This is a genomic window from Bacteroides nordii (assembly GCF_019930665.1).
Taxonomy (GTDB): Bacteria; Bacteroidota; Bacteroidia; order Bacteroidales; family Bacteroidaceae; genus Bacteroides; species Bacteroides nordii.
In genome coordinates this window covers 5,192,559-5,216,927 of sequence record NZ_CP082886.1, presented here as the reverse complement: position 1 = coordinate 5,216,927, position 24,369 = coordinate 5,192,559, and the positions used below count along the sequence as shown (strand labels likewise).

Sequence of the window (24,369 nt, the reverse complement as noted above, 5' to 3'; positions counted from 1 at the left end):
TTTTATACGACAACTACATTACACATAGTTTTATCACAAATCGATTCTTTTTCCTTCTTCTCCATGCGAGTAAGCAAATTTCGGGCTACAAAGTAGGATACCCCTTGTAAAATAGTAACTAAAGGCAAAGTTATTTTCAAAGCAGCATCTTCCGAAATGAATTTAGCAATAAGTATAAACAACCCGCATCCGATGAGACGTCCGGCATAAAGTCCCCATTCATGATTGCAAATATAGGTATATTCATTTCTCTTTTCAATACCCGAAACAAAGTCAATTACCCGCAATTGAATAGGGAAATAAGCTATATCAAACATTGGACGGGCCACTACCAGGCATAGTAAGAATATCACTACAGAAAGCGTATTGAACAAAAGCGAATTAGTTACCGCTCCGATGATAAACAAAGCTAATGAAATAAAAAGAATATGCAAACGTTGTTCCGGCTTTGCATTCCGCCCGATAATATACATCAAAAAAGCTGTAACTAACGCGCAAACACTTTGAATTGGACCAAGTGCACCTTCTTCACCAATAAACTTGAATATCAATATAGAAGGAGCTGTTACAATAAATCCCTGAACTAATCCTTTCAATACAGCCATCAACAGCATTCTATTCCATAAATTGTCAAATTTGAAATAGAGAAATCTCGGACTATCCGGTTTTTCATATTTCCCTTTTGTAAGAATCAACACCGAAGCAATAATGGTCAATCCAATAATAAAATAAGATATGACCTGATAGGCAAATGAGCGAACATTGCTTAGCTCGACATACTTATGCGTGATATACACAATAATAGTACTAATGATAATGGGCATAACTACCCCCGCAAAAGTATTGAAAAAAGCTTCTGTTCCATAATAATAGTTCCGGTTCCCGTCAGTAGTGCTAACCAACACCAAATAATCTCTGTTAGCCCAGAAGAAGCCGAAAGACAACCCCATGATAAGTCCTGCTATACCAATGCCCCCTGTTGTCAGTTCAGGCAAAGAAGTCATATACAACATCGATATACCACCCAGTAACATACCAAAAGAATATAACCAGCCCGGGGCTATCTTTCGGAGTAAAAACCCATTGAAAATAAAAGTGATAGGAACACCTGTATAAACCATTAACTGATACAAAACAACTCTTGCCATATCAGCAGACTGCCCCATGATATATGCTGCCTGAAATATTTCTATAACCGGTAGCACAAATGCATAAATAGCCGCCGTAGCCAACAGAACTTTTGTATTCAATGGTTGTGATTTGAATAAATTAATATCCTTCATACAATCTTTCTTAAGTATTTAACAATAAGCAAGAGGAAAACTAAGGTACCGTAATTTCCGCCACTTCTGTATAATTATACGCATTACTCGGATTTTTCGTTTGAACTCCAACCCTCATATAATATTTTTTCCCGGATTCAAGTTCTACTCTAACAGTCTGTTCTACTCCCAGATCAGATTCATTTAACTTGATTCGCTTACTCAAATCATTAATAAATCCCCCCGTATTCATACCCCCGACATATTTTGTCTTATCTGAGATGAACAGACGAGTAGTAGAAAGTGCATAAAAGTTCTCATCTGTACTACCTTCCGGACGAGTTGCTTTAAATTTCACAACAAGCTCCATACCTTCCAAAGCATATTCCCAATCAATATGTATAAAAGGTATTACTTCAAAAGTAAAATTAGGATAATCACCTTTCTCCAACGAGAATTGCTGAGGCTCAGGAGTGACAAAAGCTCCCTGAACGGGTTGAACCTCATAAAGAGAACCTGCATACCCGAAGGCATACTCCCAATTGAAAGAGCCATCTATTTTTCCCCAGAAGTACTCCGGCTGGATATTGTCCTGATACTCCCAGCTTAATTCTGTCCACTTGATTTTGAAACCATTCGGTTGTTCAGTCTGAATACCCTTACCTGTTGTTTTATCAATAACAACGCCTCTAAACTTAGCATTCGGTCCGTCATAGTTATCCACATCACATGACGTAAACAACACACACAATAACACAGTATATATACTATAAAATGATATTCTTTTCATAATCGGTCTTTTTTATTTTTATAATTAAATTCATTAGTAACCATAATTCTGGACCAACTTGGGATTCTTCTTTATTTCATCTGCCGAAATAGAATTATAATAGTATTTTTTTAAGAATAGCAAATCATTGGTTCCGACAAAATCAACTTTATATTTCCACTTATTAGTACGGGTATCAAGCATTGGGAAAAGTCCACGGGGACGGAATAATTCCCCCATCACCTGATCAAAAATCCGCCAACGGCGATAGTTCCAAAAAATTTTATTCTCAAAAACAAACTCACAGATATATTGTCTGCGCACCTCTCCGATGGTTATAGCTGAAACGGGTAACTCCTGTAAACCAGCACGGGTACGTATATCATTAATCAAAGGTTGAGCAATCTCCGGATGTCCCAGTTCTACCTGGGCCTCAGCAGCTATCAACAGAATTTCTGCATATCTGATAACGGTCCATGGTTGGTCACTGTCAAATTCAGTAAGACTATGTTTTTTAGAGTCATCAATCATTTTTTTCTGAAACATAGAAGTAGGTGTCTTATTATCTTCGCCCATACCATACTTCCCACGATATTTGGCAGAAGTCTGTTCTTTACCACTTGCGTTAATCTCACCATACTTCACATCGATCAATTCTCCCTGAAATGTAGATCCCGGTACAATCACCGACCCCAATAAACGTGCATCCCGACCAGCAAACAAATCTTCGCGATTATCAAACTCTCCCGGTATATAACTGCCGGCAGAAGTATTAAATGTACCCGGAGTACCATCCAAATATTCAAACTGTTCCACTAAATCAAGAGTCGGACAACTATTCGGATTACTTTGACCTCCCCAAGGCAAACGATCCACATCAAAACGATAAACTAAATCAGGATAAGAATATGAACGACTCATAATAACCTCTTTATTTTTATCCGGCTCCACATTCAGGAATATCTTTCTGAAGTTTTCACTTAAATCATTCGTGTCAAATGACCGTGCCAATTCATACTTTTCTGATTTAATAATTTCATTAGCCGCCTGATAAGCTATCTCATAATATCTGTCAGCTTCAGATGCAGGAATCCCGCAAACCATTTTTCCGGTATTTTCATCTTCCAATACCAAATCATTATATTTAGCGATACTTGCTGCATAAATAGCAACTTGTGCCTTCAATGCATATACTACAGCCTTATTAATTCGTCCTTGAGGATTGTTTTCCGGAATATTCAGCTCGAGTGCCTTATCCAAATCAGCCAAAATATAATCCCAAGTCTCCTGCTCACTATTACGTGGAATTTCAAGTGAAGGAATACTGGAAGGGCCTGAATATTCCAACACTTTGTCAATATAAGGAAGTCCCCCAAAACGTTTAGCCATCGCAAAATAATACCAAGCCCTGATGGCATATCCTTCTGCCTGATAACCATCCACTTTATCGGCAGTCATTCCGGCAGAGTATTTATTCAGATTCTCTATATATTTACATACATTTCTGATCACTGTATAATTCCACCAGGAATTACCTGAATTACCACTCAGATTAGCACCGTCATCTTGTTTACGATTACGTGCAAAACCAGTAATTGTCTCCAATTCTTCAAACTTATAATTAGTATTGTTGAAGCCCCCACGTTGATCAAAACGATAATCTTCAATAGGCAAATCAATGTACAACCTTGTAAGTGCTGTCTTCACACCTGACTCATTAGCATATACATCCTCATCTGTGACAATATTAGATGGTTTCAAATCCAGATAATCACTACAAGCAGTTGCACATAGCCATATCAATATACTATATAATAAAACTTTTTTCATGATTTGTTGCTTTTTAGAAAGTTAGGTTCAATCCGATATTAAAATTCTGAGAAGTTGGATAAACATATCCCCAGTTCGTATCACTACCTGTTTCAGGATTATCAACATCCCAACCGGGATATTCCGGATCCATATTCTTCAATTTAGAGAATGTCAACAGATTAAAGCCATTGGCAAAAATACGGGCATGTGATACACCTGCCTTACGAGTCAATCTTTGAGGGATAGTATAACCGATCTCCACGCTTTTCAGCCTCAAATAGCTTGCATCCATAATACGCCAGGTATCATCCCGGTAATTGAAAGAATATGAATTATCCCGATAACGGGGATAAGTGCCTGCAATCCAATTACCGGATTCATCCTGTCTCCACCGGTCGGTATGAAACTTCAAAGCTCCGGCAGATCCGTCAAATGCATAAGGTGTTTTAAGGAATTCGCTATATACTACATTCTTTTTACCTGCACCCATGAAATGTAGATTTATATCAAAATTATTCCATTCCAGATTAATTGTAAATCCATATTGAATTTTCGGATAACCCTTATGGAAGAAAGGATAAATATCTTCTCCATCCACATAACCATCACCATTCAGATCTGTATGATAAAAGTCTCCCGGTGTCAATATTGAATTCTGAAAGGTACCTTCTTCGTTGGGCAAAGTAGAAATATCCATACCGGGTGTTATAACACCTCCCCATTCCATAGCCCACCAAAGACCACTATTACGATTGTTCACATTCTCCCTCCAATTACGATAAGAGCTGGATGAAGGAGCACGCTCGGTATATATATTCTTTGTATTGGAATACATAAAATTTCCGGTAAAATCATACTTTACACTTCCGATTTTATTGCTATGGGTAAGAGTTATCTCCCAACCTGAGGTACGTGTGCTATTTAAATTCTCTTGTGGCAGATCCATGCCTGTCACACCCGGTATAGAAGCATTTCTTCGGGCAGGTATACCAGTCCTGTTTCTGACAAAAGTCTCTACAGTTCCTCCAAATAATCCATTCCACATGTCCCAGTCAAGACCAAAATTCATCAGTTTATTTTCAATCCAGGTTAATTTCGGATTAGTTGCCCCCCTGTCAGAAATAGCATTCATTTTATCGTTTCCAAAATAATAGTAGCCACTGGGGTAGGTATAACCTGACACCCATTGATAAGCAGCTACCCCATCATCAGCAGTAACTCCGTAAGAAGCTCTTAACTTCAAATTATCAATAAATGATAAAGCTTTTATAGATTTGAAGAAGGATTCTTCCGACAAACGCCAACCAACAGAGCCACCAGGAAATAATCCAAATTGCCCACTTCCTGTATACATAGAAGAACCATCGTAACGAAAAGCAAGTTCTAACAAATATCTTTCCGCAAAGTTATAATTCAAACGGCCCACATAGCCTTGCCTCCTGATAATGTCAGGAAATGAGGCACCTATCACTTGTGTCTTGTCATTATTACCAGCAGCCAGTTCGTCCAGATCAAATGTATAATAACGTTGAGCTCCCTGATATTCTGTTCTATTCTGCGACTGTTCAAAAAGTCCAAGAACATCAATAGTATGCTGTCCAAACTGTCTTTTATAATTTACAGATAGTTGTAAACCATTAGTAGTTGCCCAATGCACATCCTGCACTAATGTACTGGGTGACATATAAGTTTTAGGAATATATTGTTCATCCTTGTATGTATATAAAGTATACGCAGGATTCCATCCTTTATAAAGAGCATTATAACGACTATAGTTATACATAAACTTAGCACTTAGCCCTTTTAAAAAAGGTATGTCCCAATTGAGAGAGGTCTGAATAGAAGTACGATCTGATTTATTCTTTTTATATCCGCCTCCATTTTCCGAATCAGAGTTAATTACAGGATTCAATTCAGCTCCCATATATGCCGGATAGTCAGGATTGCCATTTGCATATATACTTGTCAACGGTTCATTCGTTTCACGATTTACCGGGGGAGTAAACCACATCCATTTTATCTGGTTCCATGCATCCTGAAAAGGTGCATTCTTCTCATCTTTAATATATCCGATATTTACATTAGCCGTCAATCCATACCCTAATTTCGCAGTCAGATTTGTCCGGAAGTTAAAACGTTCGTAATCCATTGATCCGGATTTAAACATACCTTCCTCATTAAAGTAACTCCCATTAATAAAATAGTTCACTTCCTGATTTTTTCCCACACTACCGGAAACACCTATAGTATGATTGGTCTGGGGTACAAAATCTTTAATATACTGACTATATAAATCAAAATCCGGTGTATTTCTAAATACCTCCAACTGTTCTGGCGTATAGGTTCCTTTCGGATTAGCATATCGGGCTAACCCTACTTCATTAATCATAGAAGCCCATTCAAATGCGTTCATCATTTCCGGTAAATCGGTTTGATGAGACCACCCATAGGTTCCGGAATATTCTATCTTAGCCTTCCCGGTGGTTTTCCCATTTTTAGTTGTAATCAGGAGTACGCCATTACCAGCCCGCATTCCGTATACGGCAGCAGATGCATCTTTCAATGCCGACACACTCTCTATTTCGTTGGCAGATAGTCGGTTGAAAGTTGCCATATCACTTACTACCCCATCAATAACAACCAACGGTTCTCCCATTCCACGTATATCAATATGTGATTTAAAAGCACCTGGTTCGCTTGAATTAGTTATCACTTTTACACCAGCCATTTTTCCTGCTATATTCTGTTGTAGATTGCTGTTGGTAGAAGTAATAATCTGACTGTTATTTACTGAGGAAACAGCTCCGGTTAAAGTAGCTTTCTTTTGTGTCCCATATCCTACAACCACAAGTTCATCCAATGAATGGATATCTTCTGTCATTTCTACCAGCAACTCTTTATTATCTCCGACCACAACATCACAATCACGATATCCAATATAAGAAAACCGGAGTGTAGTTTTTGCAGAGGGTACCCGCAATAGGAAATGCCCGTCCATATCAGTAACCGTACCTATATTCTTGTCACCTTTTACTGTTACTGACACTCCTATCAACAGTTCACCTTCGGGAGATGTTACTGTCCCTTTAACGGTAACAGCATTTTGAGCCTGTACTAGGGTCACACCACATAAAAAACAAAAGATAAAAAGTAATCTGAGGAAAAGAATACCTCTGATGTAGTAATTAGACTTCAGGTAATACATAATAGTAGATTTTAATTAGTAATACGATTAATTGAGGCACAAATATAAGAACCATTCAATACTTTAAAGTATGTTTATTTAGCAAACGAGTATACAGCGCAATAATAGCTGAAATAAAGATTTAGCATAACAATATGAAAAAATAACAGACCTGTGCAATAACCCCAATCTCCTATATTTGCCACACATTTATTAATCATTTAAATTCAATGCGTATGAAAACTTTAAATTTACTACTTACAACCGGAGTACTTCTGGTAAGCTCGTTCATCATTAGTGTAAATGCACAGACTCAGTCTATTAGCCTAGACCCCGAAGAATGGTCGGAAGGCAAGAACATGGACATTTATGAAGAAGAAGGTAATTTAGTACTCGAAGTCTGGACCGCAGCCGAACCAGCCTGGCAAGAGACGTATATCCGTATTATAGACCTGGATCTGGAAAAATACCCTAATTTCAGTATTACGACCGAAGGGGATGAAGGCGCACAATGGAATGTTAAAATAGCAGCACCCGATCTTCCGGATCAGGCATCTCTACTTACTGGTTCTACAGCAGGTGGTGGTGACTCTTCTGAATTTGGAGAATTCAACTTCGAGGGGACCATACCTTCTATTTTAGGAGAAGACAGTGGAGAAGTTTCTTTTGAACTGTATCTATGGGTAATCGGACAAGGACAAAGATTAGTAATCAGTGATCTACATTTTTATGGAGACGGCGGAACCGGTTTAAATCAAGTATTCAATCCTACGACACTGACTAATAAACCCGGAGGATTTGTATTGAATAATGTAGAAAATAAAGCTATTACTATTTTTGGTTCGACCGGAGCTATAATAAAAAGTATAATATCAGCTAATAGCAAACAAGATATAGATCTTCCGGCAGGGCTATATCTCGTTAAAATCGGGGAAAAAACAACAAAAGTAATTGTTAATTAAAATTCAGAATATGATTATCTGTAATCACGCATATTAACCGACTAAAAACTATAAATAAGAACAGGTTATATATATGATGCAGATAATCATAAATTTGTAAATTCTTAATCCTCATAATGAAAGTACCATGAAGAAACAAGTATTATCTTCTCTATTCATTTTATTTCTGCCATTCTGTATTTGTGCACAAATACCTGATACGGAACAACTCCGTGAATCGGATAAGAATCAAAGCAGGGACTTAAGTATCCCGGGATCACGATTAGTTCTAAATCCTTTTGCTTTTTATAATGCAACTCCCTCAACTACTCCATCTGATTTTTCAAACCATCCTTCACTCCCGCTAAACATCGGTTATCTTAGTACGGAACGTATCGGCGAACGGCGTATAGATAATGCTTTACTCCTATATCGATACAAAGGACAATCGTCTGCTTCTACTTTAGAAACCGGCTGGCAAGCCGATCTAACCAGCACAGTAAAGTGGTATCCTGAGAATGGTTCTAAATTAGAGATTATCGAAGAAGGACTCAAGATGAGTGTAAACAGTAACGCAAATCCTTCCTATAAGTCACTAACTACCACCAATCGTATTTCTATTGATCTGGATAAGACTCCCATACTTACTTTATACATGCCACAAGCTTCCGGAAAATGGTCTCTCAAAATTAGAAACACCCAAAATGAAGAAGTTACCCTTCGAACGGATGCATCCGGTACAGGAACCTTTGAATACGATTTACGCGAACTTACTACCTGGAAAGGTAATCAAAGAATCTCTTTCAACTTATGGGCTATCGGTTTAAATTCTTACTTTGTACTCGGTGACATGCGCTTCATTGGCATAAACGGTGAAGAGGCCTGTGAAGAAGCAGTCTCTTATTCAACCGAATGGTTACCCAATGAACTACCCTTTAAAGCCACTTATTCCGATGGAACCACTCTCACCGGAACCGACTTCTTCTACGATAAGAATACCATCGCCCGACAAATTAAATTTGATCCGTCAAACAACAATAGTTCTTTTATACTTGCAGGTTATTACGCAGGTAAAGATATATCAGTAACCAATGACATTCTGAAAACCAATAATGGTACATTCTCATTTGCTGTAAAATCTGATGTATTTTCTCCTTCCGAAATTATTTTCTACAAAAGTAAAATTGAATTAAAATCTCAAATAAACGGTTCATCCAATCCTGGATATGGCCCTTATTGGGCTGTAAAATTCAATATTAATTTACTTCAAAAGAATGAGTTAAAAACAGCTGTCGCCTTCTCATATAGTAACGACAACGAAGATTCCTCTACTATAACCAATCGTATCAATGCTCCGTTTAATGGGGATAATATGCAAACTCAATATACCGAACGTAAGATGTTTTGGAACAACTTCCTAAAAAAGGTTCCCTGCCCTTCAAACTTCTCTATCGAAACTGTAGATAATTATGGTATAACAGCCGAACAAGTCAGAAGAGATTATTACAACGCCTGGGTATTCGTAGCTCAAAATGTCCTTGAACCAGATCCGGTACACTTTCCTTATCCACAAGTAGTAACAGGTAAGGGATCTATGTGGGACGAATCGGATGATCGGGCTCCTTATAGTGCTACCTGGGAGAGTTTCTTTGGCATACAATTCTATGCTTTCATTGACCCGGAAACGGCTTGGAACGCTTTTGAAGGACTCATGTCACTCACTGACAAAGATGGGGTAATAGGGGGTGAAAGCCTTCCGTCCAGAAAAGCCCAAACAGCCTGGATACTTTATCAAACCACCCAAGACAAAGAACGTCTTGAAAAAATATATGCTCCATTAGAAAGATATCTAAACTGGCGACTGGTTTACCCACATTGGATATATAATTCATATCCGGATAAAAATAAGAAAGATGCGGAATTTGCCTTCTCTGCTATTATTGATATTGATTATATGATCAAAATTAGTGAAATAATCCGTGATGAGCAAACAGCAAATGAATGGAGAACCAAACAGAAAGATTTTTATAATCAGTGCTTACCCTGGTTCTGGCGTACACCAACAACTTTTCCTTCACAGTATTATGATCTTTCCACACAAGGCAGATCTGAAGGGCATCCATATTGGGTAACATCCGGTCTGCACATGAATTTGCTTTCAGGAGATTATCTCGAAAGTTTATATTCACTTTTTTCTTTCAATTTCAATCCGAAAAAGAATTTTGGAGGTTCGGGTATGGGATTTCCAAAATATCCAGATGTTAGCTATACATTATATGGATTACTTGAACATCAAAAAACAAAAAAAGCTGAGAATGTAATCGATGCTTGTATCCGGGATATCTGCCGCTCCGGAGGATGGTTCTCCGAACAGTATGAAACAACTGATACACCTTATCCGACAGGAGTACGCCCCTCTCTATTCGGTGCCAGTATGATAATTGACTTCGTAATGATCAAAAATGGTTTTCGATACGATATGGGAGTACCTTATATCCAGAATCTATTCCGAAAAGCAGCTACAATCAGTGGTATCCGTTATGGAAACGACGTACTTAATATAGAATGTGATACAGAAGGAAATTATTCCATCAGTGGAAGCTATATAAATACTCCCCGGATCATCCGGACAAATTATGGAGAATCAGTTCCCGTCTACAAAGACGGGAACCCAAGTCAGATAAAAGTAAACAATGTGAATGATGAAATAATGAAAATATCCAACAATTACACATCCAGTCCGTTTGTTAGCATATATGTTCCACTAAATCAAATCTACTCGCTTTACCTATATGATTTGAAAGGCAGTTTGCAAGCAATTCTCGCCAATCAAAAAGTATCTACAGAAAGCGAAAAAAAATACTATTTAAACAATTATCACCCACAACCTTACTTAATCTGCCTGCACCTTCCTGGAGAATTATATTCTAATAAAGTAATCGTTTCTCATTAAATTAGCCACCTAAAAATACCGAGACATCATGAACAAGCCAGCCCTTCTTTATATAGCCTCTTATCTTTTTACAATACTATTATCCGGTTGTTCTTCTGAAAATACTAAGACTCCGGTAGATTATGTAAACCCATACATGGGTAATATCAGTCATCTGTTAGTACCAACCTATCCGACCGTACATCTGCCCAATAGTATGCTAAGAGTATATCCTGAAAGAGCCAATTATACCTCCGAATTGATTAAAGGTCTGCCTATTGCCGTTACAAGTCATAGAGGAAGTTCCGTGTTCAACCTCAATCCATTTCAGGGGAATGAATCCGATGCCTGTTCTGAAGTCTATTACTCATACGACCAAGAAAAAATAACTCCTTACCGTTACACCGTTTTTCTTGATAAAAATAAAATCAACGTTGACTATGCACCCTCACACCGGTCAGCCATTTACACCATACAATTTGAAGAAAACCGGAAAGAAGCTAATTTTATTTTATTGAATGTAGGCAACGGAAAGCTAACATTCAATGAAGAAGGTCATATAGAAGGGTATCAGATAATTGATAATAGCCAAACCAAAATATACCTATATTTAGAGACAGAACAAAAGCCTCACTCTACCGGGTTCCTATCCGGCACATCCGTCTATTATGGAGCAAGCAGTATCAACGGTGAAAATAAATCTGCTGTTCTGAAATATAATAAAGAAACACAAACCATAAATATCAGATATGGAATTTCTTTTATTAGCAGTGAACAAGCTAAAAGCAATCTAAGAAAAGAAATCAGAACCTTTGATGTTAATCAGGTAGCCGAAAAAGGAAAGGATATCTGGAATAAGGCTTTAAGTAGTATCTCTATAAAGGGAGGAAATGAAAACGATAAAATAGTTTTCTATACCTCCCTATATAGAGTATACGAACGAATGATCAATATCTCGGAAGAAGGAAAATATTACAGTGCATTCGACCATCAAATACATAACGATGAAGGAATTCCTTTCTATACGGACGATTGGATCTGGGATACTTATCGGGCTGCCCACCCATTACGTATTCTGATAGATCCGGAAGCAGAACAGGCAATGATTCACTCTTATCTTCGTATGGCCGAACAATCCACAGAATTCTGGTTACCTACATTTCCGGAGATCACAGGTGATAGCCACCGGATGAATGGAAATCATGGAGTAATCGTTCTTTGGGATTCATACATTAAAGGACTTACTAATTTTGACCTGGAAACTGCCTATAAAACCAGCAAAGGGGCATTAACCGAAAAGACCCTTCTGCCTTGGCAAAAAGCACCTTACACAGAATTAGACACATTCTATAGGACAAAAGGATACTACCCGGCTTTACATCCGGACCAAGAAGAGACAGTAGCGCAAGTTTCTCCTACTGAAAAGCGACAGGCAGTAGCCGTCACTTTAGGTACCTGCTATGACGATTGGTGCCTATCACAAATAGCGAAGAAATTAAATTTTGACGATGATTATAACTACTTCTTAAATGCTTCCTACAACTATCGGAATCTATTTAATGAAGAAACTTCTTTTTTCCATCCGAAGGACAAAAATGGTAATTTCATTATGCCGTTTGATTATCGATATGCAGGAGGACAAGGAGGAAGAGAATATTATGATGAAAACAACGGATGGATTTATCGTTGGGATGTTGCTCATCGTATTTCCGACCTGATCACATTAATGGGAGGAAAAGAGCAGTTCATCCGCAATCTTGACGACTTATTCACAGAACCACTTGGAATGGAAAAATTTCTATTTTATCGTCAATTTCCGGATCATACAGGCAATGTTGGCCAATTTTCCATGGCAAATGAACCATCGCTCCACATCCCTTATCTGTATAATTATGCCGGTAAACCCTGGATGACTCAAAAGCGCATCAGACAATTGCTCAAACAATGGTTCAGAAACGACCTGATGGGAGTTCCCGGTGATGAAGATGGGGGAGGTTTATCAGCCTTTGTTGTATTTTCGTCTATGGGATTTTATCCGGTAACACCGGGAATTCCTGTTTACAATATCGGAAGTCCGTTATTTCAGTCTATAAAAATAGATTTAAAAAATGGAAAGACTTTCGAAATAGAAGCTCTCAATAATTCAGAAGAAAACAAATATATTCAATCGGCTACCTTAAACGGTAAAAAGTGGAATAAGCCCTGGTTTAGCCATGACGAAATAAAAAATGGTGGAAAATTAATTCTTATAATGGGGAACAGAGCGAACCCGGAATGGGGGAGCTCTCCTGAGTCCGTACCTCCTTCCGGCGAATAAGTCCCATTATGACTTTTTAATACCATTGCTGTTTTTTTAAGACATGGAATCAGGCCAGATCGTATAACTTTGTCCAATCAAGACAGAAAAACACCATGCAGAAAGTATTATATCTACTTACTTTGTTACTCATTACTGTATATACATATGCCGATGTCTCTCCGGTCGTCATAAACAGGTTAACCAATAATGAAGGCTTATCTAACAGTTCGGTGAATGTAATCTACCAGGATTCCAACAATTTAATGTGGTTTGGGACATGGGATGGCTTGAATTTATATAATAGCCGTGAATTCAAAACCTTCAAACCCAACCCCAATGTTCCTGGTAATATTACTAATAATATAATCAGAGATATCATTGAAACAACAAAAGGTAGACTATGGATCACTACAGATAACGGGATCAATCTATACACTCCGGAAGCTATGCGGTTTCAATCTTTCTTCTATGATAACAAAGAAAATTCCATCTTTAAAGAACGCTCTTTTTTAATCTGTAAAAACAGCCACAATAAAGTTATAGCTTCAGTATACAACACTGGATTATATTATTTTGATGAAGAACTGTCGGATTTCATCCTTATAAGAAACTTAAAAGAAACCTCCTTGAAAAAACTATTTTTTGATAAGGATGATAATTTATGGCTATTCACTGACAACAATTCATTATACAGAGTCAATCTGGACTGGAGTAAAAACAAGCCTGATATAAAAGATATAAAACCGGTCATCTTAAGCCAGTCATCCCATGATGTTTTTTACAATCTATACACAAATCAGATATGGGAACAAAATGAAAACAGACATATCAATATCTATGATGTACCGACTGAAACAAAAATAACGGAAATACCTTTCTCTAAAGTCATCTCTTCTATTATTTTTGAAAAGACCGGCTATGTCATCGGTACAGCCAATGGCTTATTTTCCATCCAGGCCCAAAACCATGAAATAACAACTCTTATAGAAGATATCCCTGTTTTTTCTATTTATAAGGGAACACAAGATATACTATGGGTAGGTACAGACGGACAAGGTGTTATTATGCTCACACCAAAGAATAATCGGTTCACATCCTATTCATTAAAAAATTCATCTATTTATGGACTCAGTCCGGTACGCTGTTTTTGGGAAAATCAAAACAAACAATTATTCATTGGTACCAAAGGCTCTGGCTTATATATCTTTCAAGATGATACTACTGAAAATCTTTTTGCACAATTTACGACTAATAATGGTCTGATCAACAACTCCGTCTATGCATTAGCAGGAAAGGAAAATGACATATGCTGGATAGGAACAGATGGTAAAGGACTAAATTATTGGGATTATAAAACAAAAAAATTATATACTCTGAAAATGAATGAGAAACTTGATATCATTTCCGTTTACGCCATTTATATTCAGAATGATCATACACTATGGATAGGTACGAATGGATTCGGACTCTATAAATTAACTATAGACCGATCAAAAACTCCCTATGAAGTCACAGAATATAAACAATTCATCTATCAGGATCATAATAAGAAAGGGCTTAGTAACAATGTTATTTTCTCCATTATTCCTGATGATCATAACGGTTTATGGATTGGTACCCGGGGAGGAGGACTCAATCATCTGGACACACATACCTATACTTTTACCACCTATCGCTTTTCAGAAAAAGAAATGTCCTCCATCAGCAACAATGATATCATCACTTTATACAAAGATCCTGACCATCAGCTATGGATAGGAACCAGCCTCGGACTTAATCTCATGCAAAAAGACGAAAAGGAAACGATATCTTTCAAACATTATACCGAGAAAGATGGTATGCCCAATAATACAATACATGGCATACAAGCAGACAATGATGGTAATATATGGATCAGCACAAACAAAGGATTAGGCAAATTATCCAAAAATAACGATAAAATCATTTCCTACTATCAAAACGACGGACTACAAAACAACGAGTTTTCTGATGGTGCATCCTATAAGTCTTCCTACACAAACAATTTGTTTTTCGGTGGTATTAATGGATACAATAAATTTGACCCCCAAAGTATTCCTGAAACCACTTTCTCTCCCCGGCTTAATTTCGATGATTTTCTTATAAACAATGAGAATGCTGACATCCGTAAATTTACTAAAAAGATCAATGGAAAAAAAATGATTGTGCTCAACCATACTGAAAATCTGATAGGGTTTAAATTTACTCCGATCGATTACATATCAGGTATGAAATGTGAAATAGAATATAAACTTGCGCCTTATGAAAAGAACTGGATACAAATGGGAACTTCACAGCTAATTGTACTCAATAAATTACCATCGGACGACTACATATTAAAAATCAGATTTAACAATGCCAATAAAATCTGGTCAGAGGATATCTACGAAATTCCGATCCGTATACTTCCACCATGGTGGCTGAGTAAATGGGCCTATCTTTTCTATTTTCTTACATCCATCAGTATTCTATTTGTTATCTATTCAGTAGTTAAAAATAGAATCCAAATGAAACATACATTAGAACTAAGCAATTTGGAGAAGACTAAAACGGAAGAAATTCATCAAGCCAAACTTAGGTTCTTCACAAATATAGCACATGAATTCAGTAACTCGTTAACTTTGATTCTCGTTCCTTCAGAGCAATTACTAAAAATAAGAAATATGGAGCCAGAGGCTAAAAGATATGTTAGAACAATACACTCTAATGCCGGACGGATGCAAAAGCTCATTCAGGAACTGATTGAATTTCGTAAAGCAGAAACTGGTTTTTTAGAGTTGCAAACTGAAATTGTTGACATACATGAATTTGTAAAATACATAACTGATTATTTCACAAATACCGCAGTACAAAAAAACATACAGTTTTCAATTCAGATACAAGATGATACCAACACATGGATCACTGATCGCAGTTGTTTTGAAAAGATCGTATTTAATATTATATCCAATGCTTTTAAATACACCCCAATAAATGGATATATCCATTTATCTATCAGTCAAATAAATGAACATCTTATCCTTCAAATCAAAAATAACGGGAAAGGAATTAAGAAAGAAGATATTCATCTCATATTCAATCGATTCAAGATACTTGATCAGTTTGAAAAACAAATGGCGCAAGGAGAAAACAGGAATGGAATCGGATTGGCACTCTGCAAAGCTTTAACTGATCTTTTGAAGGGTACAATTGAAGTGGAAAGTGAACTAAATGATTATACTCAATTCACCATATCTCTTCCGGCATTAGAACTCACAAACAAACAACCGGTCTCAATGCCTCCATTGGTAACAGAAGAACCGCCCATAAATACAGAGTATACAGATATTACAGAATTGGCAGATACGGACACTAACAACATGTCTCAAACAGTAATCCTAATTGTAGAAGACGATAAAGAAATCAGTAATTTACTATATGGCTTATTGAAACATAAATATAGCTTATTGTTTGCTTCTAATGGGAAAGAAGGAGTAGAAATGGTAGAAAAAAACAGTATCCATTTAATTATCAGCGACATCATAATGCCGGAAATGAATGGAATTGAATTTGTCAATCATTTAAAGGATAAAAGTACAACTGCCAACATACCAGTAATTTTTCTCTCCTCCAGAACCTCTATTGATAATCAAATTGAAGGATTACAAACCGGAGCAGATGCTTATGTAGGAAAACCTTTTAATTCAATGCTCCTTGAAACAACCATTGACCGTCTTCTCACAAGCCGCAGAAGCTTAAAAGATTTCTATGCTTCTCCTTTATCAGCTATTGAAAAAATTGAAGGAAAAACTGTTCATAAAGAAGAAAAAGAATTTATCCTGAAACTAACCAGGATTGTTTCTGAGAATATAGACAACGAAAACCTATCAATCGAAATGCTTTCCAATGAAATGGGAATCAGCAAAATAATGCTCTACCGTAAACTGAAAGAAATAAAAGAAGAAACCCCCACTGAATTCATCCGAAAAATAAGAATGAATCAAGTAGAGAAATTATTGAAAATGACCAACAAGACAATACAGGAAATAATGTTTGATTGTGGTTTTAATAATAAAGCGTACTTTTATCACGAATTCAGCAAGCAATTTAATCTTACTCCTGGAGAATATAGAAAAAAACATGGTTCAAAAGCTATGAATGAATAAGCATCATACTCTTTTGTAATCCTACGATACCGGGTTTTCCGATAAGCGGCGTTTCTTTGTTTTGATTTTTAATTTTATCATAAAAAACATACTAAGAAATGAGAAAGACAGATTTAGCTTATCGCTCAGAACTGAATCCACTGATTAAACCACAGGATTTAGCCCCTATGATACCGGGTATGGAAATAGCTTGTATTTTCAACCCGGGAGTATTTAGATTTAATAACAAAACCTGCTTGTTACTACGTGTTGCCGAAAGGCCAATTCAAACAGACGGAGAAATATCCATTATCATCAGAAACTCCAACGGACAATTTGAAAAAATAACTTTCAGAAAAAGTGATCCGGACCTTGATGCTAAAGACCCGCGCGTAATACGTTATAAGGGCCAGGATTATCTCACCACATTGTCTTACCAACGATTATTATTCAGCGATGACAATATTCATTTCTATGAAGATATAAACTACCCTCCCATTTTTGGTGAAGGCCAACTGGAGAGTTTTGGAATCGAAGATTGCCGTGTATCATATATCGATGGTAAGTTCAATCTAACCTATTCTGCCATATCCCCGGTAGCCGTCGGTATCGGTTTAATGCAAACCACAGACTGGCAACATTTCGATCGTAAAGGTCTGATATTCCCTCCTCATAATAAAGATTGTGCTTTTTTTGAAGAAAAAATCAATGGCACACATTATGCCTTGCATCGTCCCAGTTGCCATGAATTAGGAGGAAATTATATTTGGATAGCGCAATCTCCCGACTTGGTTCATTGGGGGCAGCATAAATGTATTGCATTAACCCGCCCGGGTATGTGGGACGAAGCAAGAATTGGTGCCGGTGCATCCCCTATAAAGACTCCTGAAGGATGGTTGGTTATCTACCACGGAGCAACCTATGATAACAGATACTGTCTTGGTGCCATGCTGCTCGATCTAAACGATCCTTCTGTTGTTCTTTCACGTTCTATTCATCCAATCATGGAACCATTAGAGCCTTACGAGAAAACAGGTTTCTTCGGCGAAGTCATTTTCTCAAACGGACATTATTTGGAGAGAGATACCATACACCTTTACTACGGTGCCAGCGACGAGATCATTTGTTATGCCCGAATGTCAGTCACAGAAATCGTAAACAATCTCAAAGGTAATTAATATGAATTTCAATAAAGCACGTACACTTTACTTCCACAATCTATTGATGGTATTTTGCTTCTACCTATCCTCAGCCACCGTAACTGCTCAAAATACGGCCATCATGCGAGATGAGTGGTATCAAAGAAGTATAAAAAATACTTATACTACCGCACCGATACAAGAGATATTCAAAAGAGCTGAAGTAAACAAGAAGTTAACTGTTGGAGTAATAGGCGGATCGATAACTGCAGGAGCAAACGCATCCGATTTTCAGCAAACAGCCTATGCTCCTTTGGTTGTTCAATGGTTTCGTAAGAAGTTTCCTCAAACTGAAATACATTTTGTAAATGCAGGAATAGGAGCTACTAACTCACTTTTCGGTGTACACAGAGTCGACGGGGATTTACTTTCATACAAACCCGACATTGTTATTATAGAATTTAGTGTCAACGATCAAGGCGAGTCAAGAACAAAAGCCAGCTATGAAGGACTTATACGTAAGATTCTGAAATCAGAAAACAAACCTGCCATACTTGCATTAGGACTGATGGATATGCAAGGAAACTCATGGCAGAAATATCACTTAGAGGTCTGTAATCATTATCACATTCCGTATATCAGCTATCGTGATGCTTTATATCCTGAAATACAGAATGGTAATATGGTATGGAGCGAAATTTCTTCAGATGAAGTACACCCAAATGACAGAGGACATCAAATTATCAGTAATTTAGTCACTCATTTTTTAGAGGAGATATTCAACGAGAAAACTCTACCGGTTCCACTTACCCAGAATAGATATGAACAAGCCTGCATATATCCGTTCACTCATATCGACAACCCGGATTGGGAACTGACTTCAAGAGGATGGAGCACTACTCATAAAGGTAAACCACTGGAATTTACAGTCAAAGCCTCCATAATCACAATTATGTTTGAGAAAACAATCAATTCTCAAAAAGCGGCAAATGTATATGTTACTCTTGATAATGGTAAACGGCAAAAGCTCAGTACATTCTTTAAAGATGGCTGGGGAAATTATATGTATCCGGAAATTATCTTGGACTCAGATAAGAGTGAAAGTCATATTATAAGTTTTGAATACGATGACAAAAGCGGTAAAGAATTCATTCTTCATAACATCCAAATCGTTCCATAGATAAAATAAAAATCCCACTACCGGATTTTAATCTGATAGTGGGATTCTCTTTTTATGATTGCTAATTACTCCTCGTACATCTTATCTATCATCTCTTTGTAGTTTTTGGCTACCACCGGACGTTTTAGTTTCAATGTATTTGTCAACTCACCCTTTTCCATACTGAACGGTTCAGGCAAGAGTGTAAAGCGTTTTATCTGTTCATAATTAGCAAATTGTTGCTGCAAGGTATCAATGCGGGCACGGAACAATCCTACAATCTTGGGATGCTGCAACAATTCTTCCATATCCTTATATTCAATACCTTTCTCTTTGGCGTAATCTTTCACAAAGCCATATACCGGAACAATCAATGCAGATACAAACTTACGCTGATCGGCAATAATAGCAATCTGATCGATATATCGGTCAATGACTAACTTTGTTTCAAGAGCTTGCGGAGCAATGTACTTACCATTGGATGTCTTGAACAAATCTTTGATACGCTCCGTCAGGTATAACTGCCCGTTCTTAAAGTATCCGGCATCACCCGTATGAAACCATCCATCAGCATCAATGGTAGCTGCGGTAGCTTCCGCCTTCTTATAATATCCTTTAGTGATAGTCTTTCCACGCAGCAGAATCTCATTATCTTCTCCTATCTTCACTTCTACATCCGGCATCACCTGGCCTACCGAACCAATATCATAACCAGTCTTGGAAGTACAAGAGACGGTAGCCGTAGATTCTGTCAATCCATAACCTACCAGCATATCAATACCCACAGAATGAACGAACTCACAAATTTCATCGGGTACCGCCGCACCGGCAGTCGGAAAGAAATTACCATTTTCAATACCAATTGTTTTCTTCAGCAATGAATAAATTGTTTTCTCGTAAAACTTATATTTCAAATGAAGCATTAACGGCGGAGTCTTTCCCTGACGTATATAGTCAATATTGTGTATTCTGCCAACACGGATAGCATCCATCATCAATGTTTTCTTGATACCGGTCGTCTCGGCAATCTTTTCCTGTACACCCGCATACACCTTCTCCCAAAAACGAGGAACGCTACACATTAGTGTGGGACGAATTTCCTTGATTGTCATCTGAATATCGGCAGGACGAAGGTTAACGCAAATCTGCACCCCCTTATAGATGCAAAGATAGCTCCATGCTTTCTCAAACACATGAGTCAACGGCAGGAAATTCATAGAGACGTCTTCGTCCGTCATATCCACCAGGCGAATATCATGGATACGGAACGCTTCAAGGAAACAAGAGTGATGCAGCATTACACCTTTCGGCTCACCCGTTGTACCGGAAGTATAAAGGATATTAGCCAAGTCATCTTCTGAAGCACGTGAAGTTCGCTCTTCCACCACCTCATTGTGGGGTAGCCCTTCACCCATTTCCAGAAACTCATCAAAATAAATAGACGACACATCACGGGGATCTTTCACCACATCACGGTCGAAAATAATAATCTGCTGTAACGACGGACAGAAGCCAAATATGCTAAAGGCAGCATCATACTGAAACTGTTCGCCCACAAACAAGAAACGTATCTGTGCATCATTAATAATGTATTGCGCCTGTGCCGGAGAACTGGTAGCGTAAAGCGGAACCGTCACTGCACGATTAGCAAATGCTGCAAAATCTACAAAAAGACATTCCGGCTTGTTTTGCGAAAAAATACCGATATTTTCTTCTTCCTCTACACTAAGTGCAACAAGAGAACTTGCAGCTTGTTTTACGGTTTCTGAAAACTGATTCCAGGAGATAGGAATCCATTGTGCAGTCTGGTAATCACGATATCGAAGAGCTGTCTTATCACCATACTTTTGAGCCTGACGATGGACCAAGACAGATAAATGATGTTCAATCATATCTATTTGTTGTTAGTAAATATAGGGCAAAGATATTAGTTTTATTTGAAACTATCGCCTTTTTCAATAATTATCAGTAAGTTTGCACCATGAAATATGACGTATCTTATCTGACAACGGAGGCCGTAAGCCTGCTTAAATCGCTTATAGCCATCCCCTCAATCAGCCGTGAAGAAACTCAGGCTGCTGACTATCTGCAAAATTACATTGAAGCAGAAGGCATGACTACCGGACGTAAAGGCAACAACATTTGGTGTCTTAGCCCGATGTTTGATTTGAAGAAACCCACTATTCTACTCAACTCGCACATTGACACAGTAAAACCCGTAAACGGCTGGCGTAAAGCCCCTTTCACTCCACGAGAAGAAAACGGAAAACTCTATGGGTTAGGTAGCAATGATGCCGGTGCCAGTGTAGTAACGTTATTACAGGTGTTCCTGCAACTATGTAGAACGGAGCAATCATACAACCTTATTTACCTTGCTTCCTGCGAAGAAGAGGTATCTGGCAAGGATGGTATCGAGAGTGTATTGAAAGGCCTTCCCCCCATTTCATTTGCTATTGTGGGCGAACCCACCGAAATGCAACCCGCCATCGCCGAAAAAGGTCTTATGGTACTGGATGTCACTGCCACTGGAAAAGCGGGACATGCTGCCCGCAACGAAGGTGACAATGCTATTTACAAAGTACTGGATGACATTGCCTGGTTTCGCGACTACCGTTTCAAAAAAGAATCACCTTTATTAGGTCCGGTCAAGATGAGTGTTACGGTAATCAATGCCGGCACACAACACAATGTGGTTCCGGACCGCTGTACATTTGTAGTAGATGTGCGAAGCAATGAGTTATACTCTAACGAAGAACTGTTTGCCGAAATACAAAAGCATATTAGTTGTAAGGCTGAGGCACGTTCCTTCCGTCTGAACTCCTCACGCATCGAAGAGAATCATCCTTTTGTTCAAAAGGCCATCAAATTGGGGCGTTCACCTTTTGGTTCCCCTACTCTTTCAGATCAGGCACTGATGCCGTTCCCATCAGTTAAAATAGGGCCGGGACGTTCATCCCGTTCACATACAGCAGACGAATATGTGATGCTAAAGGAGATGGAAGAGGCAATAGGGCTATATTTGGAATTGCTGGATGGATTAAGTCTTTAAACATCAGTTAGATTTGGATAAAGATATACTCTTTATATATGCAAGTGATATTTACTTGAGGTGTTTTTCATTCTTTAATTCTAATGAAAAATGAATAAAGGAAGAGAAAAGGTTGCGTATCCAAAAACTTATTACATATTTTACGTTACACAAAATGTGTAACGTAAAATATGTAATCATGATGAAACCGAATAATCCCTTTTTAGTTTACGGCTATCATAGCCCGACATACTTTTGCGACAGAGAGACTGAAACTCAAAAGATCATATCGGCTTTGAACAATGAGCGAAACCTTACCCTCATTGCTCCCCGACGCATGGGTAAAACCGGTCTTATCAAAAATGTGTTTCACAATATGGCAGAGCAGGAAAAAAATATTCTGCTTTCATATGGACATCTACTCTACCCGTGACTTCCTGAAAGCACCCAGTAGCGTAAATGTAGCCTTGAAATCGTTACTCAACAAAGAATTGTTGTATAAGACCTCAAAAGGCTACATCGTTTACGACCGCTTTATGGGTAAATGGCTGAAGAGTGAGGTTATCTGATCGCTATTTATCTACTGAGAATTTAAAGATACAATGACTATGGTATTTCTCGCCGGGACGTAGTACTGCCGAAGGCCATTCGGGTTTATTCGGAGTATCCGGATACTTCTGTGTTTCAAGACAAACAGAAGCACGCTGATTGTATACAATCCCTTTCTTACCTCTCACTGTCCCATCCAGGAAGTTACCAGCATAAACCTGTATACCGGGCTCGTTGGTATAAACATCCAGGATGATACCCGTCTTTGGAGATTGAAGGATAGCACACTTGCGGGTAATATCCCCTTTTGTATTCAATACCCAGTTATGATCATAACCGTTTCCATTCTTTAACTGCACAAAATCAAAGTTGTTGATCCGGGTCCCTACGGCAACCGGCGAACGAAAATCCATTGGAGTATCTTCTACCGGAACAATCTCACCGGAGGTCATAAAAGTACTATCCACCGGGGTATAGTAATCGGCATCAATCATAAGCAAATGTTCCGCATTGCTGCCAGCATCTCCATCCAGATTGAAATAAGAATGGTTGGTCATGTTAACGATAGTAGGCTTATCCGTCTCTGCCTCGTATCGAATATCAATGGCATTATCATCCGTCAAAGTCATCAGTACCTTGCAGGTAATATTACCGGGAAATCCTTCTTCACCATCTTTGGCAAGATAGGTCAGCTCAAGCTCCTGCGGACCAATCTGCCGGGCATCATATACTTGGTACTGGAATCCCTTTGGACCGCCATGCAAGCAATGTCCGTAGTTGTTGCGAGGCAGAATATATTCCACACTATCCAACATAAATCGTCCCTGATTGATACGATTGGCATAACGCCCGATAGAAGCTCCGAAGTCCGAAGGTATCGTAATATAATCCTGTATCGAATCAAACCCAAGGACTACATCCCGCATAATTCCCTCTTTATCGGGTACCATAACAGAAACAATACGTCCGCCGAAATTCGTCACACATACTTCCATGTTGTTAGCATTGCGAAGTACATACAAATCAGTCTTTTTACTATCCACTTCGGTTTGGAAATTGCTCTGCAATAAACCGGATCCGGTTATTTTCTCATTAGTGGCACAACCTGCCAACAAAAGGGCACAAAGTGTCCATACTGAAATTTTCTTCATCA

The 24,369-nt window shown here is 38.1% G+C and carries 13 protein-coding genes and 1 pseudogene; 8 read left to right on the top strand and 6 right to left on the bottom strand.

Annotated features, from left to right (window positions below; all coding sequences use genetic code 11):
* Positions 1 to 2: 2 nt before the first annotated feature.
* From K8P02_RS20080 to K8P02_RS20065, 4 genes are read right to left on the bottom strand one after another with little or no spacing between them, the layout of a single operon-like run.
* A complete protein-coding gene (locus K8P02_RS20080; protein WP_025867092.1) occupies positions 3 to 1,283 on the bottom strand; it encodes an MFS transporter in 1,281 nt (426 codons plus the stop codon).
* A 40-nt stretch (positions 1,284 to 1,323) separates the two neighbouring features.
* Positions 1,324 to 2,052, bottom strand: a complete 729-nt coding sequence (locus K8P02_RS20075) for a DUF3823 domain-containing protein (RefSeq protein WP_002558834.1) — start codon at positions 2,050 to 2,052, stop codon at positions 1,324 to 1,326.
* Positions 2,053 to 2,085: 33 nt separating this feature from the next.
* Positions 2,086 to 3,861, bottom strand: coding sequence for a RagB/SusD family nutrient uptake outer membrane protein (locus K8P02_RS20070; RefSeq protein ID WP_002558833.1), 1,776 nt, complete (start codon positions 3,859 to 3,861; stop codon positions 2,086 to 2,088).
* A gap of 13 nt (positions 3,862 to 3,874) precedes the next feature.
* Positions 3,875 to 7,048 (bottom strand): SusC/RagA family TonB-linked outer membrane protein, encoded by a 3,174-nt coding sequence (locus K8P02_RS20065; RefSeq protein ID WP_002558832.1) that lies wholly within the window; start codon positions 7,046 to 7,048, stop codon positions 3,875 to 3,877.
* A gap of 215 nt (positions 7,049 to 7,263) precedes the next feature.
* Between K8P02_RS20065 and K8P02_RS20060 the strand changes: the two genes are divergently transcribed.
* From K8P02_RS20060 to K8P02_RS20035, 6 genes are all read left to right on the top strand, one after another.
* A complete protein-coding gene (locus K8P02_RS20060) occupies positions 7,264 to 7,989 on the top strand; it encodes a T9SS type A sorting domain-containing protein (RefSeq protein WP_002558831.1) in 726 nt (241 codons plus the stop codon).
* Positions 7,990 to 8,116: 127 nt separating this feature from the next.
* Complete coding sequence (locus K8P02_RS20055) at positions 8,117 to 10,921, top strand: hypothetical protein (RefSeq protein ID WP_195348729.1); 2,805 nt, start codon at positions 8,117 to 8,119, stop codon at positions 10,919 to 10,921.
* 28 nt (positions 10,922 to 10,949) lie between these two features.
* Positions 10,950 to 13,217 (top strand): GH92 family glycosyl hydrolase, encoded by a 2,268-nt coding sequence (locus K8P02_RS20050; protein WP_195349700.1) that lies wholly within the window; start codon positions 10,950 to 10,952, stop codon positions 13,215 to 13,217.
* A gap of 95 nt (positions 13,218 to 13,312) precedes the next feature.
* Complete coding sequence (locus K8P02_RS20045) at positions 13,313 to 17,362, top strand: hybrid sensor histidine kinase/response regulator transcription factor (protein WP_002558828.1); 4,050 nt, start codon at positions 13,313 to 13,315, stop codon at positions 17,360 to 17,362.
* A gap of 98 nt (positions 17,363 to 17,460) precedes the next feature.
* Positions 17,461 to 18,519, top strand: a complete 1,059-nt coding sequence (locus K8P02_RS20040; RefSeq protein WP_122201099.1) for a glycoside hydrolase family 130 protein — start codon at positions 17,461 to 17,463, stop codon at positions 18,517 to 18,519.
* A 1-nt stretch (position 18,520) separates the two neighbouring features.
* A complete protein-coding gene (locus tag K8P02_RS20035) occupies positions 18,521 to 19,660 on the top strand; it encodes an SGNH/GDSL hydrolase family protein (protein ID WP_002558826.1) in 1,140 nt (379 codons plus the stop codon).
* Positions 19,661 to 19,725: 65 nt separating this feature from the next.
* Here K8P02_RS20035 and K8P02_RS20030 read toward each other — a convergent pair whose 3' ends face one another.
* Positions 19,726 to 21,531 carry an AMP-dependent synthetase/ligase gene (locus K8P02_RS20030; RefSeq protein WP_002558825.1) on the bottom strand — a complete coding sequence of 602 codons (1,806 nt, stop codon included), beginning with the start codon at positions 21,529 to 21,531 and terminating at the stop codon, positions 19,726 to 19,728.
* Between the two features lie 89 nt (positions 21,532 to 21,620).
* Here K8P02_RS20030 and K8P02_RS20025 point away from each other — a divergent pair, with 89 nt between their 5' ends.
* Positions 21,621 to 22,688, top strand: a complete 1,068-nt coding sequence (locus K8P02_RS20025) for a M20 family metallo-hydrolase (protein ID WP_002558824.1) — start codon at positions 21,621 to 21,623, stop codon at positions 22,686 to 22,688.
* A gap of 181 nt (positions 22,689 to 22,869) precedes the next feature.
* Positions 22,870 to 23,113 (top strand): annotated as a pseudogene (locus tag K8P02_RS20020) (AAA family ATPase); the annotation flags it as partial.
* A gap of 126 nt (positions 23,114 to 23,239) precedes the next feature.
* Here the strand turns inward: K8P02_RS20020 and K8P02_RS20015 are convergent.
* Positions 23,240 to 24,367 (bottom strand): aldose epimerase family protein, encoded by a 1,128-nt coding sequence (locus K8P02_RS20015; protein WP_195349717.1) that lies wholly within the window; start codon positions 24,365 to 24,367, stop codon positions 23,240 to 23,242.
* Between the last annotated feature and the right edge of the window lie 2 nt (positions 24,368 to 24,369).

What these genes read in the sequence shown, in the direction of transcription:
- K8P02_RS20080 (WP_025867092.1), bottom strand. Translation starts at nt 1,283, where the DNA reads ATGAAGGATATTAATTTATTCAAATCACAACCATTGAATACAAAAGTT.
- K8P02_RS20075 (WP_002558834.1), bottom strand. Translation starts at nt 2,052, where the DNA reads ATGAAAAGAATATCATTTTATAGTATATATACTGTGTTATTGTGTGTG.
- K8P02_RS20070 (WP_002558833.1), bottom strand. Translation starts at nt 3,861, where the DNA reads ATGAAAAAAGTTTTATTATATAGTATATTGATATGGCTATGTGCAACT.
- K8P02_RS20065 (WP_002558832.1), bottom strand. Translation starts at nt 7,048, where the DNA reads ATGTATTACCTGAAGTCTAATTACTACATCAGAGGTATTCTTTTCCTC.
- K8P02_RS20060 (WP_002558831.1), top strand. Translation starts at nt 7,264, where the DNA reads ATGAAAACTTTAAATTTACTACTTACAACCGGAGTACTTCTGGTAAGC.
- K8P02_RS20055 (WP_195348729.1), top strand. Translation starts at nt 8,117, where the DNA reads ATGAAGAAACAAGTATTATCTTCTCTATTCATTTTATTTCTGCCATTC.
- K8P02_RS20050 (WP_195349700.1), top strand. Translation starts at nt 10,950, where the DNA reads ATGAACAAGCCAGCCCTTCTTTATATAGCCTCTTATCTTTTTACAATA.
- K8P02_RS20045 (WP_002558828.1), top strand. Translation starts at nt 13,313, where the DNA reads ATGCAGAAAGTATTATATCTACTTACTTTGTTACTCATTACTGTATAT.
- K8P02_RS20040 (WP_122201099.1), top strand. Translation starts at nt 17,461, where the DNA reads ATGAGAAAGACAGATTTAGCTTATCGCTCAGAACTGAATCCACTGATT.
- K8P02_RS20035 (WP_002558826.1), top strand. Translation starts at nt 18,521, where the DNA reads ATGAATTTCAATAAAGCACGTACACTTTACTTCCACAATCTATTGATG.
- K8P02_RS20030 (WP_002558825.1), bottom strand. Translation starts at nt 21,531, where the DNA reads ATGATTGAACATCATTTATCTGTCTTGGTCCATCGTCAGGCTCAAAAG.
- K8P02_RS20025 (WP_002558824.1), top strand. Translation starts at nt 21,621, where the DNA reads ATGAAATATGACGTATCTTATCTGACAACGGAGGCCGTAAGCCTGCTT.
- K8P02_RS20015 (WP_195349717.1), bottom strand. Translation starts at nt 24,367, where the DNA reads ATGAAGAAAATTTCAGTATGGACACTTTGTGCCCTTTTGTTGGCAGGT.